Source organism: Ralstonia sp. NFACC01 (genome assembly GCF_900115545.1).
GTDB classification, from domain to species: domain Bacteria; phylum Pseudomonadota; class Gammaproteobacteria; order Burkholderiales; family Burkholderiaceae; genus Ralstonia; species Ralstonia mojiangensis.
The window spans coordinates 279,658-291,680 of sequence record NZ_FOWV01000004.1; the positions used below are offsets into that span (position 1 = coordinate 279,658).

The 12,023-nt window shown below is 62.7% G+C and carries 13 protein-coding genes and 1 pseudogene; 6 read left to right on the forward strand and 8 right to left on the reverse strand.

Annotated elements, in window-relative coordinates:
- Positions 1 to 102: 102 nt before the first annotated feature.
- On the reverse strand, positions 103 to 336 hold the full coding sequence (locus BM136_RS25620; RefSeq protein ID WP_254775670.1) for a YunG family protein: 234 nt from the start codon (positions 334 to 336) through the stop codon (positions 103 to 105).
- Between the two features lie 533 nt (positions 337 to 869).
- Between BM136_RS25620 and BM136_RS12315 the strand changes: the two genes are divergently transcribed.
- Positions 870 to 1,523 carry a glutathione S-transferase family protein gene (locus BM136_RS12315; protein ID WP_092972101.1) on the forward strand — a complete coding sequence of 218 codons (654 nt, stop codon included), beginning with the start codon at positions 870 to 872 and terminating at the stop codon, positions 1,521 to 1,523.
- Between the two features lie 6 nt (positions 1,524 to 1,529).
- On the opposite strand, the gene BM136_RS12320 is transcribed toward BM136_RS12315, so the two are convergent.
- Positions 1,530 to 2,453 (reverse strand): recombination-associated protein RdgC, encoded by a 924-nt coding sequence (locus tag BM136_RS12320; protein ID WP_092972102.1) that lies wholly within the window; start codon positions 2,451 to 2,453, stop codon positions 1,530 to 1,532.
- 175 nt (positions 2,454 to 2,628) lie between these two features.
- Here BM136_RS12320 and BM136_RS12325 point away from each other — a divergent pair, with 175 nt between their 5' ends.
- The 3 genes from BM136_RS12325 to BM136_RS12335 are packed head-to-tail and all read left to right on the forward strand — an operon-like array spanning position 2,629 to position 4,346.
- Entirely contained in the window at positions 2,629 to 3,291 is a 663-nt protein-coding gene (locus BM136_RS12325) for a dihydrofolate reductase family protein (RefSeq protein ID WP_092972103.1), read from the forward strand.
- A gap of 22 nt (positions 3,292 to 3,313) precedes the next feature.
- Positions 3,314 to 3,757: a lipocalin-like domain-containing protein gene (locus BM136_RS12330; RefSeq protein WP_092972104.1), complete on the forward strand. Its 444-nt coding sequence runs from the start codon at positions 3,314 to 3,316 to the stop codon at positions 3,755 to 3,757.
- Between the two features lie 19 nt (positions 3,758 to 3,776).
- Positions 3,777 to 4,346, forward strand: coding sequence for a YdeI/OmpD-associated family protein (locus tag BM136_RS12335; protein ID WP_092972105.1), 570 nt, complete (start codon positions 3,777 to 3,779; stop codon positions 4,344 to 4,346).
- A gap of 78 nt (positions 4,347 to 4,424) precedes the next feature.
- On the opposite strand, the gene aroQ is transcribed toward BM136_RS12335, so the two are convergent.
- From aroQ to BM136_RS12365, 6 genes are read right to left on the reverse strand one after another with little or no spacing between them, the layout of a single operon-like run.
- On the reverse strand, positions 4,425 to 4,868 hold the full coding sequence (aroQ, locus tag BM136_RS12340) for a type II 3-dehydroquinate dehydratase (protein WP_092972106.1): 444 nt from the start codon (positions 4,866 to 4,868) through the stop codon (positions 4,425 to 4,427).
- Positions 4,869 to 4,887: 19 nt separating this feature from the next.
- The gene (gene aroE, locus BM136_RS12345) at positions 4,888 to 5,721 is read right to left on the reverse strand and encodes a shikimate dehydrogenase (protein WP_092972107.1); all 834 of its coding nucleotides are present in this window, start codon (positions 5,719 to 5,721) and stop codon (positions 4,888 to 4,890) included.
- The gene (locus BM136_RS12350) at positions 5,721 to 6,941 is read right to left on the reverse strand and encodes a CaiB/BaiF CoA transferase family protein (RefSeq protein WP_092972108.1); all 1,221 of its coding nucleotides are present in this window, start codon (positions 6,939 to 6,941) and stop codon (positions 5,721 to 5,723) included. The genes aroE and BM136_RS12350 overlap by 1 nt, the downstream gene beginning before the upstream one ends.
- Complete coding sequence (locus BM136_RS12355; RefSeq protein ID WP_092972109.1) at positions 6,941 to 7,399, reverse strand: MaoC family dehydratase; 459 nt, start codon at positions 7,397 to 7,399, stop codon at positions 6,941 to 6,943. Before BM136_RS12355 ends, BM136_RS12350 begins: the two co-directional genes overlap by 1 nt.
- A gap of 2 nt (positions 7,400 to 7,401) precedes the next feature.
- Complete coding sequence (locus tag BM136_RS12360; protein ID WP_092972110.1) at positions 7,402 to 7,812, reverse strand: VOC family protein; 411 nt, start codon at positions 7,810 to 7,812, stop codon at positions 7,402 to 7,404.
- Positions 7,809 to 8,759, reverse strand: a complete 951-nt coding sequence (locus BM136_RS12365) for a ketopantoate reductase family protein (protein WP_092972111.1) — start codon at positions 8,757 to 8,759, stop codon at positions 7,809 to 7,811. Before BM136_RS12365 ends, BM136_RS12360 begins: the two co-directional genes overlap by 4 nt.
- A gap of 81 nt (positions 8,760 to 8,840) precedes the next feature.
- Here BM136_RS12365 and BM136_RS12370 point away from each other — a divergent pair, with 81 nt between their 5' ends.
- Both BM136_RS12370 and BM136_RS12375 read left to right on the forward strand, forming a co-directional pair.
- Positions 8,841 to 9,761, forward strand: coding sequence for a LysR family transcriptional regulator (locus tag BM136_RS12370; protein ID WP_092972112.1), 921 nt, complete (start codon positions 8,841 to 8,843; stop codon positions 9,759 to 9,761).
- A 578-nt stretch (positions 9,762 to 10,339) separates the two neighbouring features.
- Positions 10,340 to 11,899: pseudogene (locus BM136_RS12375) on the forward strand (methyl-accepting chemotaxis protein); the annotation flags it as partial.
- Between the last annotated feature and the right edge of the window lie 124 nt (positions 11,900 to 12,023).

The following is a 12,023-nucleotide window of genomic DNA, read 5'->3' on the forward strand; positions in this document are numbered from 1 at the left end:
TCCCCGTCAAACACGTACGAGGACGACGCCAACGACCCACGCGGCGGCGCCAGCAATTCGCGGCAAGCCGCCCGGATGCTGCGGCATACCAAATGGCCCGCGCTATCTGCTCGCGTTCAGCCTCGACACGAGCAGTGCATATTTTTCCGGCGAGGTATCAGCCAACGCGGCTTCGCGTGTGGAAGGCGTGTCGTCATACGGCACCGGTTCGGTAAACTGGCTCACTGTCAGATCCCACATCTTGCCGTCAATCCGGTTGTAGAAGTGCGTGCCGCCTGGCGTCTGCGTCGTGAGGATGTCTCCACCGAAATGGTCCTGCACGACAAGCGAAGTCACGCTGCAATGATTCTGCGCCGGATTTGACGGCGACCACGCATTGGTGGGGCTCGATGTATCTGCAGACCACACGTTCGAGAGGGCTCGGTACAGATCGAGTGGCACTGCGAAAGGGGACGACACGGCTGGCATTTGATCTTCCTGTTTCATCGATAGGGAAGCGGCGGTTGAATCGAGGTTGGATACCCCGGTTGATGCGACAGCGGATGGAACGCGCAAAAACAAAAAGCCCCGTCGTGGTCGGCGGGGCTTCGGTGCGCATGGTCTTGCGGATTGCTAATGCGTGCACGCCCCCAGAGGCCGTCCCCAATGGGCATGCGCGTGATGCTGGATCGCAATGGTGAGGGACGTGTGGGCTTGCATGGGACGAGTGTGCCTTCCGGCGTGAGGCGCGTCAACGAATGTCGGTTGACCTTTGACGCCGGCGTGCACATGCTTGGCACGCAACGTGTGGAGTCTTCCGTTGTACTGAAAACCAACCGCCGGTGCCGCGGCCTCCACGGGTGGCTCCAGGCACGCATCGGAGCGCATGAATGATCCCCACCATTACCGCTTTTGAACGCTCGCCCGATGGCGGCAAGGGACTGGCGCGCGACACGCGTGTCCGCTGGGCGCTTGAAGAAGCAGGCCAGCCCTACAACGTCCGGCTGGTTTCGTTCCAGGCGATGAAAGCGCCTCCGCACCTGCGCCTGCATCCATTCGGCCAGATCCCGACCTACGAGGAAGGCGACCTGGCCTTGTTCGAAACAGGCGCGATCGTCTTCCATATCGCCGAGCGGCATACGGTTTTATTACCAAACGACAACAATGCTCGCGCACGGGCGATCACGTGGATGTTTGCGGCGCTCAACACCGTCGAACCGCCGATTCTGGAACTCGTTACTGCCAAGTTCCAGGAGGGCGACAAGCCGTGGACCGCTGAGCGCTTGCCGCTGGTCATGGATCGCATCCGCCGTCGGCTCAATCAACTTTCTGCGCGCCTGGGCGATGCGGATTGGCTTGATGGAGCATTCAGCGCAGGGGACTTGTTGATGGTGTCCGTACTGCTCCGGCTGCGGCCCTCGGGCCTTCTGGACGAATTCCCGAGCCTGGCCGCCTATGTCGCGCGCGGTGAAGCGCGGCCCGCTTACCAGCGCGCGTTCGAGGCGCAACTGGCGGTGTTTACCGGCACACCGCCAGCCGGCTGACGAAGCTCAGGCCGCTTTGGCCTGTTGCATGGCGTCGAGCTGATCGCCGCCAAGACTGTCGACCAGGTCGGTCAGCATCCGAGCCAACTCGCCGGTCATCAGTGCGACATCGGAGTCGAAGCGTTCGTCGTCGTTCTGGGCGGTGGGGTCTTCGGCTTCCTTGATCACGTCAAGCGGCGTCACGCGCTTGATCAGGAGCGACGGCGTCAGCACGAAGGAGACCCGGTCGTCCCAGGTCATGGCAAGGCGCATGCATTGTTTGCCAGCTTCGATATGCCGGCGCATGTCTTCCGCTTCCAGCGCGTGGCCGACGTATCGCACCGTGGCACCGCCCTCACCTGTCGAGCGCAACTCGGCGTCCTGGTCTACGGTAAAGCCGCCGGGCGCCTCTCCAGAGAGCAGCCACTCCGTCATTGCCGCAACCGGCGAATGCGCCAAGTGCACGTTGGTGAGCGGCAACTGATCGACCGACTTCACGAGCAGGCCGCGTACATCGTCGGCAACCGCCTGCGAAGCCGCATCGATCACGAGCCAGCCGTTTGCCGTATCGATCCATACACGGGTATCGCGCCGAATGCTGAACGCGCGTGGCAGCAGTTCGTCAGTCACCTGCTCCTTGAGTTCGCGCAGTTGCTTTCGGCCGGGCTTGAAGCCCTGCTGCTCCTCCAGCTCAAGCGCGCGGGCTTTGGTCACCTGGTTGATGACGGACGCCGGCAGCAGCTTCTTTTCTGCGCGAAAGACCAGCAGCATCTGCCCGTTGTTCGAATACACGAGCGCGCCGTCATCGCGCGGCGATGCCCAGCCGGAGGTTTGCTTTTCTACGCTGTTGCCCGGTTGAAACGCGTGGGGCGCCAGCCACTTTTCAAGTTGGTCAGGGGTAACGGCCCAAGGTGCCGGCAGGCGATGGAGCTGAAGGTTTTTGAACCACATGGGAGTACGGGCAAAGTGCGCGATTCTAAATGATGGCGGCACCCCTCCTCCCAATGGCCGATGTCCGGCCCGGCGCGCGCGGCACGTTCGGCTGGCGCCGGTACTAATATGCAGGTCTTGACGCCGGCATCCGTTGATGATCGATCGGGCGTCGCATTCGAGCTGGAGACAAACGATGACACGCGTTCGCGTTGCGGGCTTCACCATCTCGCTTGACGGATACGGCGCAGGTCCGGATCAGGACATCAACAATCCGCTCGGCATTGGCGGGGCAGAACTGCACACGTGGCTAGTCACGACGCGCACGTTCCAGCACGCCCTGCTCGGCAAGGACGGCGGCACAACCGGTGTTGACAATGATTTTGCCGCCCGCAGTTTTCAGAACGTTGGGGCGTGGATTCTCGGGCGAAACATGTTCGGCCCCATTCGCGGGGATTGGCCCGACGACAACTGGAAAGGCTGGTGGGGCGACAACCCACCGTATCACGTTCCCGTTTTCGTGTTGACCCACTACGCGCGTGCACCCATCGAGATGGAGGGCGGCACGACCTTCTACTTCATCACAGGCGGCGCTCAAGAAGCGCTCGACCGTGCCCGCGCGGCCGCCGGCGGGAAAGATGTACGCATCGGCGGTGGGGCAGGCACCATCCGACAGTACCTTCGTGCGGGCCTCATCGATGAGCTGCACATTGCGATCTCGCCGATCTTGCTTGGCCGTGGGGAACCTCTGTTCGAAGGCATTGATTTGCGAGCGCAGGGCTATACGTGTGTTGAATCCGTAGCGTCGGAGAACGCAACGCATGTTGTTCTGCGGCGCCCGTCCCGTACGAACATCTGAACGGACGATGACAGGACGAACCATGACTGAGCACGACGCAAAACTACACGGTAGCTGGCGCTTGGTGTCTTTCGAGACCGAGATGCAAGAGACAAAAGAGCGCACGCAGCCCTGGGGCGCTGATCCCAAGGGGTCACTGATCTTCGGCGCGGATGGACGCATCATGGTGCTTCTCACCGCAAAGGTGCGGGAGCCCGGGAATACAGACGAGAAGCTGCTGGCGCTATTCCGCACGGTGATGGCCTACACGGGGCGGTATCGGGTCGACGGAGACCGGTTCATCACAAGGGTGGATGCGTCCTGGAATGAAGCCTGGACCGGCACGGAGCAGGAACGGTTCTACACGCTTGACGGGGACGAGCTCGAGGTTCGCACGGCGTGGATGCCCAACCCGTTGGCATCCGGAAACCCAATGGGAAGAGGTGTTCTCCGTTTCAGGCGCGAGTCATCTCCCCTGCCGGCTTGACGATGAGTGGCCTAGAAAGATGCATAGCGAACAACTTACGTTCACCAGTCAGGAAGCCTGGGAAGCCTGGCTCGAAACCCATGCAGAGGCTGTGACCGGTGTCTGGCTCCGCATCGCAAAGCGGTCGGCCGACCAATCGACTGTGTCTTACGCCCAGGCACTGGAGAGTGCCCTCTGCTACGGATGGATCGATGGCCAAAAAAAGGCTGAGAGCGAGCACTACTGGCTACAGCGATTTACACCTAGAACCGCCAAAAGCATCTGGTCGAAGATCAACAAAGCCAAGGCTGAAACGTTGATCTCCGACGGGAGGATGCGCCCAAGCGGACTTCGCGCAATCGATCTGGCCAAGCGCGACGGGCGTTGGGAGGCTGCCTACGCATCTGCGAGTACGTCAACGGTGCCCGATGACCTGCAGCTGGCTCTCGACGCCAACCCGAAGGCCAGGCAATTCTTCTCGACCCTGAATAGCCAGAACCGCTATGCGATTCTGTTCAGAATCCAAAACGTGAAGAAGGCCGAGACGCGCGCAAAGAAGATCGCTCAGTTCATCGACATGCTGAACAAGGGCGAGAAGCTTCATCCATAGCATTCATTTAACTGTGCTGGACGTGTGTCAACAGACCTCGGCGCGCTCCCATCAGGAGCGATTCGTGCATTCATGCCGTCAAGCATGATCGAGTGCCGAGACCGCAGCCCTCAGGGCCAGAAGGTAACTCTGTACTCCGAACCCACAGATCTGCCCGGTGACGATGTCTGCAAACACCGAGTGATGCCGGAACGGCTCGCGTGCGTGGATATTGGACATATGCAGTTCTACGACGGGACACGTCAGGATCGCCAGCGCATCGCGGATGCCGTAGCTGTAATGCGTCCACGCGCCCGCGTTGATCAGCACGGCGTCCTGGCCGTCTTCGAACGCACGGTGAATGCGCTCACACATCGCCGCTTCGCTGTTTGTTTGGAAGGACTCCACCTGCACGCCAAGTTCGGCGCCCAACGCCTGCAATCTGGCGTCGATCTCGGCCAGCGTGATCGTCCCGTACTGCACCGGATCGCGCTTCCCGAACATGTTGTGATTGACGCCGTGCAGCATCAAGATGCGCTTCATTCGGGCCTCCGTGCTGGACTCAATCAAAGGGAACGGTGAGCCGATCGATCACCGGCCGTGTCTCCGGACGCACGCCGCGCCACCACGCGAACGCTTCAGCGGCCTGTTCGACCAGCATGCCAACACCGTCTGCGATGTCGCGCACGCCCGCGTTGCGGGCGAGCCGCAGGAACGGCGTCAACCCCTTGCCGTAGGCCAGTTCATAGGCCATGCCTTCATGGCGGAAGATGCTCGGTGGAACAGGTGGCAGATCGCCCGTGAGACTGGCTGATGTGGCATTGACCACCAGATCAAAGCGCCCCATCGCCGCCAGCTCGGCATACCCGCACGCGACGACCGGGCCGCGCTCTGCAACCTGTGCAGCCAGCGCCTGCGCTTTTGCGACGTCGCGGTTCGCGATGACCATCTCCGCCGGCATCGCCTGCAGGAACGGCAGCAGAGCGCCACGCGCCGCACCGCCGGCACCGAGCATCAGCACGCGCTTGCCAGACATCGGCAGCCCCAGGTTGGCTTCGATGTCGCGAACCAGCCCAATGCCGTCGAAGTTGTCGGCCAGGATGCGGCCATCCTCAAACTTCAGTGCGTTCGCCGCGCCGGCCAACGTTGCACGCTCGCTGCGCTCGTCGGCCATCGCAAAGGCCTTGAGCTTGAACGGCGCTGTGACATTCATGCCCTTGCCCCCGCCTGCGGCGAACCTGCGAACGACATCCGCGAACGCCGCCTCCGGTTCGACCGGCCCTTCGATGGCCGTGTATTGCATGTCCTGTCGCGTCTCTTGAGCAAATAGCCCGTGAATAAGCGGCGATTTGGTATGAGAGATCGGATTGCCGATCACCGCATAGTGGTCAGTCATCATTGGGCTCGCTTCGAATAGAGGACACCATCAACCTGCATCGCGTGGATCTCGTCTGAGTCGAAACCCAGGGCGCGCGCCACTTCGGCGTTGTGCTCGCCCAGGTCGGGCGCGACATCGCGGACCGTCGTATCGCAATCGGAGAACTTGAACGGCAGGTTCGGCAGGCGCAACGTGCCATAGCGTGGGTGCTGTTGCTCGACCACCATCCCCCGCGCTTGAATTTGCGGATCGGCCAGCACCTCGTCAATGCGCTGCACCTTGGCGCATGGCACATCGATGCCATCCAGCAGCTCCAGCACCGATGCCACCGACCGCGCCGCCACCCAGGGCTCCACCACAGAGAGGATTTCCGTGCGGCACGCGTTGCGCCCAGCGCCCGCATGAAACCGCGTGTCGGTGCCGAAGCCCGCCGGGCCACCATTTGCCTCGACCAGCGCGGCGAAACGCTTCCAGGCGTCGTCCACCTGCGCGGCGATCACCAGATCGCCGTCAGCCGCGCGGAACACGCCATAGAGGGTGGAGGTCGGCATGTCATGTCCAGTCTGCTCGGGCAGTACGCCCTGTAGCGTGTAGCACTGCACCGCGTATTCGTGCATCGACACCAGCGTGTCGTACAGCGCCATGTCGATGTGTTGCCCTCGCTGGCTCTTCACGCGTCCCAACAAGGCCGCGTTGATGGCAGCGACGGCGTGTATGCCCGTATACATGTCACCGAGCGAGATGCGCAGCAACGGCGGCCGCTCACCCGGCATGCCGACCATTTGCATGATGCCGCTCTTGGCTTCGGCAATCAGTCCGAAACCGGCGCGATGTGCGTCCGGCCCGGTATGTCCGTAAGCCGAGATGGAGCAATAGACTAGGCCCGGATTGCGCGCCGCCAACTCGGCATAGCCCAGTCCCAGCTTGTCCAGCGCACCGGGCCGGTAGTTTTCGATGAACACATCGGCCGAGTCGCACAGCCGCTGCATGAACGCCTTGCCGCGCGGGTCCTTCATGTTGACGCTCACACCGCGCTTGCCCATGTTGAGCTGCAGGAAGTAACCGCTTTGCTCATCGTCGAGCACGGTGGCGTGCTGGCGGCCGGCGTCGCCGGTACCGGGGCGCTCGACCTTGATCACTTCGGCGCCGAGCGCGGCCAAGCATCGGCCGACGTAAGGACCGGCGAGGAAGTGGCTGTAGTCGACAACGCGAATACCTTCCAGAGGGCGGGCCTGCATCAAAACGCTCCCGGCCGGCGCGGCACCATCAGACGATGCTCGCCGCGTTGCACCACCTGACCGTCCTGGTTGATCAGCTCCGATGGCAGCACGACGATGCCCCAGCCCGGCCGGCTCTTGCTTGCCCGCATCTCCCCGACGCGGAACTTCACATGCAGCACGTCGTTGACCTTGATCGGCAGCAGGAAATCCCAAGTCCAGCCGAGCGACATGCCGGGCAGGAAACGGTAGTCGCTCTGCGTTTTCAGGCCATCGGCAATCGACAGCCCGAACAGCCCATGCGCGACGATGCAGCCGAAGTGGCTGGCATTGGCATAGGCCTCATCAACATGCACCGGTGTGTGGTCACCGGTGAGGTCGGCGTAAGCGAGGATGCGTTCCTTCGTTACCGTGTAGCTCGGGCTCACGCAGGTGTCGCCCTCGCGTGCGTCATCCCAATATTTTTCGACGATGGTCATATTTATGCCTGCGCACGTGGGTTGATCGCCAGCGCCTGCGCTACGCACGACGCAGGCTTGGCCTGGATGAGTTCGACCGCCAGGCCATCCGGCAATCGCAGCCAATTGCGGCCCTGCGGCATTTCGCTGACGCCGAAACCGTGTGCCAGGGACAGTGCGGCTTCGAGGTCTTCGCACATCACCCCAAGATGAGCCAGACGGCCCTCAAGGCCCTCAGGGCCCTCAGGGCCCTCGAACTCCGGGGCATGGATGAACTGCAGTCCACCGAGGGTCCAGTACTGCCGAGGCGCTTCACGCGTGCCGTCGATCTCGCGCAGCGTCATGCCGAGCACCTCTTCGAAGAAACGGATGTGCCAATGGATGTCTTTCACCCAGATGGCGACGTGTTCCAGATAGGCCTTGGGGGCGCTCATGCGGTGGCCTCCTGGCGTTGACGGTCAGCCATCTCGCGCTCGATGCCTTTGATGCAGGCCACCAGCGTCGCATTGACCGGTGTCGGCACGCCGTGCTGCTGCCCGCAGCGCACGACTGAACCGTTGATGAAATCGATCTCGGTGATCGACCCTTTCTCCAGGCTTTGCAGCATCGATGTCTTGAACGCCGCGGGAAGGCCCTCGGCGGCAAGGTTCCAAGCCTGCTCTGGATCCGTCATCGAGAGCTTCACGCCCGCCGCTTGCGCCGCCGCAATCGCCTCGGCCACCGCGGCAAGCGATGTGGCCTTGAGCAGCGCATCGTCGTAGAGCTGGCCGTAGGTCAGTCGAGTGATGCCGGTCAGCGCGCCCGTGGCGACGTTCACCAGGAGCTTGTCCCACATCGTGCCGACAATGTTTTCGCTGACGGTGGTCGCCAGCCCGGCTGCGTTGAATGCGTCTGCGATGGCGTGCACACGCGGTGTCACGCGGCCGTCGAGTTCGCCGATGTACGTTGCCTTGCCAACCACGCCGGACTGAATATGGCCGGGGCCACGCAGCACCCCGCCCACGTAGGTCTTGCCTGCCAGCACCCGTTCGCGGCCGACGATCTCCGCCAGGATCGCTTCATGCCCCAGGCCGTTCTGCAACGACAGCACCAGCGTATCGGGCCCAACCAGAGCGGCCGCGCCGCGCATGGCCGCATCGGTCTGGAACGATTTGACGAGCACGATCACCAATTCCGCCACCCCGACTTCCGCAGCCTGCGTCGCTGCCAACACCGGGATGCGGCGCGTACCCTGCGCGTCGTCAACCCGCAGGCCCTCGCTGCGCATGGCGTTGACGTGCGCCGGTGAACGGCCGATCAGCCAGGTCTCATGGCCGCCATCCGTGAGCGCGGCACCGATGGCGCAGCCCAGCGCACCTGCGCCCAGAATCGCAATCTTCAATGGCGTCCCCTTGTCGTGTGGTTGCACGATAGAAGGCGGCACTTATACTGACAATACAATGATCCAAATACCGTTATTGCCATGGACAATAGTGCGGCGTCGCTGGCCGATCTGCCCGACTTGAAGCTGCTGCAGCTGTTCGATCTCCTCTACGACGTGCGCAACGTCAGCCGGGTTGCCGAACAGCTCGGACAGAGCCAGCCGACTGTCAGCATCTGGCTCGGGCGCCTGCGGGACTACGTGCGGGATCCTCTGTTCATCCGCACGCCGGGCGGCATGGCACCGACGCCACAGGCCGACGCGCTGATCGGGCCGTGTCGGGAAATTCTCGAATCGCTGAGGCGCTTTACTGCGTGGGAGATTGCGTTCGACCCAGCAACGGCGCAGCGGCGCTTTCGCATCTGCATGACCGATGCGAGCCACATCACCCTGCTGCCGCGCCTGCTGGCACACGTTCGCGCGCAGGCGCCCGGTGTTCGCTTGGAAGCTGCCCGGATTGACGGCAATACAGAACGCACCTTGGAATCGGGCGAGGCCGACCTCGCGATTGGCTACGTGCCCTGGCTGAGCGGCAGCATCTACCAGCAGCAGTTGTACGAGCAGGATTGGGTGTGCCTCGCCAACCGCCACCATCCCCGGATCCGCACCCGGTTTGGAGTCAAGCAATACTGTGCGGAGGGGCACATCGCCGTCACAGCAGGCACGGGGGCGCAACTCCTCCAGCAAGCACTGACGCGCGAGCGCATCGAGCGCCAGGTCGTGCTGGAACTACCGGGGTTCCTCGGGCTGGGCGCGATTGTCCAAACGACGGACTTGATTACCACATTGCCCCGCCACATCGGCGAAACCCTCGCACAGGCCAATGACCTTGCCGTGCGCGCGTGTCCGTTCCCTGTGGAGGGTTTTGCCGTTCGGCAGCACTGGCATGCTCGGTATCACCACGAAGCCGGCAACCGCTGGCTGCGCGGTGTGGTCAGTCAACTCTTTGGTGGGTCGCGCTAGCTGAAGGCGCCAGTACAAGCTTTGGCATTGGGGCTGGCAATGCGCCCTCGTGCGCGAGGCCTTGAAGCGCAGCTTGGGCGGTGTGGCAGCCGGACGGGAAGTGCTTATTCGCCGTTTCTCTGATTCGGAGGAGGACGACAACTATCCGCGGCCCTGCTCAGTCGTGAAGCGTCGACGCCGATCGTAGGGCGGCATCCGCCACGTGCTGCCGCCGCCACGAAACATCAGCGCATCCAGCGAAGTGCCGGGCTACGGCGGCGATAAAGCAATTTTCCCGTGCCTCGAACGGACGCCAATCGACTCGTCCAAAAAGCCTAATCCCCGCCAGGCTGCACGCAACTACCTGCCCAGGCAGCGTGCACCGCTGCAGCGTTTCCTCCTCGTACGGGACTGGGATGACTCCCGTCCATGACGCTCACGTTCGTCGGCCCAATTTTCAAGATTGCTCAGATAGAGAGGATTACCCCCACTTGGTCGCTACAGCATCCGGTTTCCTTGCCGTTGCAAGTTTCGAGCAGCGCCATGGGGGCCTGCCACCAACAAACGGCGCGGTAGAAAGGCCGAACGGGGAAATCACAATGAGCATCAATACTTTGACGGTGCGCGCCAAGCTCACCGTGGCGTTTGGCTTCTTGGCGGGGCTGGTATTGCTGGTGTCTGCGCTTGCGGTGCAGGCGCTCAGCGAGTCAAACGGGCGTTTTTCCAAGTACGTGAACGACATCAACGCGCGCGCCACGCTGGCCGAGGAAGTACGCACGGCAGTAGACCGCCGAGCCATTGCGGCACGCAACCTCGTACTGGTAACTAAGCCGTCCGATATCGACCTGGAAAAAGCCGCCGTTACGCAAGCGCATGAAGATGTGCAGAGCCGCCTTTCCAAGCTCAAGGAGCTGATCGCGCAGGTGCGCGATGCAGACGACCGCGCGCGGGGTCTTGTGGCCGATATCGACAGCATTGAAGCCAAGTACGGCCCAGTGGCGCTTGCCATCGTCAACGCAGCGCTGACTGGCAAGCACGAAGAGTCCATCACGATGATGAACGAGCAGTGCCGCCCGCTGCTGGCCGCACTCATCAAGGCGACCAATGCCTACAGCGATTACACGCGCGAGCGCGCGCACGAGATGGAGCAGCAGTCGGCCGAGCGCTACGCATTCCAGCGCACGCTGCTCATCGGCATTTGCCTTGCCACCGTGCTGGGCGCCCTGGCTGCCGGCATTCTCATCACCCGTGGGTTGACCCGGGCGCTGGGTGCGGAGCCTGATGCGCTGAGCGACATCACACGCCGCGTAGCCTCCGGAGACCTGAGCCCCGTGCTCGGCGGCGCAGCCGCACCGCGCGGCAGCATCCTCGCCTCCATGTCGGAAATGCAGGCCAGCCTTGTGAAACTGATCGGCCAGGTTCGCCAAGCCGCGCACGGCATTGCCAGCGATGTGGGTCAGATTGCCAGTGGCAACCAGGATCTCTCATCTCGCACCGAGCAGCAGGCGTCGTCGCTGCAAGAGACGGCCTCTAGCATGGAAGAGCTGACCTCCACCGTGAAGCAGAACGCCGACAACGCTCAGCAGGCCAGCGTGCTCGCCTCGGACGCCTCCGAGATTGCGCAACGGGGCAGCACCGTGGTCGGCAACGTGGTCGACACCATGACCGACATCCGCACCAGCTCGGCCAAGGTGGCAGACATCATCGGCCTGATTGAAGGCATTGCGTTCCAGACCAACATCCTCGCGCTCAACGCCGCAGTGGAAGCTGCGCGCGCCGGCGAGCAAGGCCGCGGCTTTGCCGTGGTGGCCAGTGAAGTCCGCAGCCTCGCGCAGCGTTCATCCAGCGCCGCGAAGGAGATCAAGGAACTCATCAGCACCTCGGTGCAGAAGATCCAGGATGGCTCCTCGCTGGTGGAGACTGCCGGCAAGACCATGACCGAAGTCACCCAGGCCGTGGCACGCGTGACCGACATCATGGGCGAGATTGCCGCCGCCTCTGTCGAACAGAGCCGTGGCATCGAGCAGATCAACCTGGCGATCACGCAGATGGACGAAGTCACCCAGCAGAATGCCGCGTTGGTCGAACAGGCAGCGGCTGCATCCACATCATTGGAAGGCCAGGGTCAGCAACTGAGCCATGCGGTGGCGTTCTTCCGGCTGCAAGGGTGAGTTCAGCGGCTTGATGCGGCAGACAATGTCGCCCGTATGGGGCGGCTATCGCCATTGAGTGGGAAATCGATTTGTAGGAACGCGGCCGTTTGACCACGGCTGCTGTCTGCGA

Coding starts and splice junctions, on each gene's coding strand:
- BM136_RS12315 (WP_092972101.1), top strand. CDS start 870: ATGATCCCCACCATTACCGCTTTTGAACGCTCGCCCGATGGCGGCAAG.
- BM136_RS12320 (WP_092972102.1), bottom strand. CDS start 2,453: ATGTGGTTCAAAAACCTTCAGCTCCATCGCCTGCCGGCACCTTGGGCC.
- BM136_RS12325 (WP_092972103.1), top strand. CDS start 2,629: ATGACACGCGTTCGCGTTGCGGGCTTCACCATCTCGCTTGACGGATAC.
- BM136_RS12330 (WP_092972104.1), top strand. CDS start 3,314: ATGACTGAGCACGACGCAAAACTACACGGTAGCTGGCGCTTGGTGTCT.
- BM136_RS12335 (WP_092972105.1), top strand. CDS start 3,777: ATGCATAGCGAACAACTTACGTTCACCAGTCAGGAAGCCTGGGAAGCC.
- aroQ (WP_092972106.1), bottom strand. CDS start 4,868: ATGAAGCGCATCTTGATGCTGCACGGCGTCAATCACAACATGTTCGGG.
- aroE (WP_092972107.1), bottom strand. CDS start 5,721: ATGACTGACCACTATGCGGTGATCGGCAATCCGATCTCTCATACCAAA.
- BM136_RS12350 (WP_092972108.1), bottom strand. CDS start 6,941: ATGCAGGCCCGCCCTCTGGAAGGTATTCGCGTTGTCGACTACAGCCAC.
- BM136_RS12355 (WP_092972109.1), bottom strand. CDS start 7,399: ATGACCATCGTCGAAAAATATTGGGATGACGCACGCGAGGGCGACACC.
- BM136_RS12360 (WP_092972110.1), bottom strand. CDS start 7,812: ATGAGCGCCCCCAAGGCCTATCTGGAACACGTCGCCATCTGGGTGAAA.
- BM136_RS12370 (WP_092972112.1), top strand. CDS start 8,841: ATGGACAATAGTGCGGCGTCGCTGGCCGATCTGCCCGACTTGAAGCTG.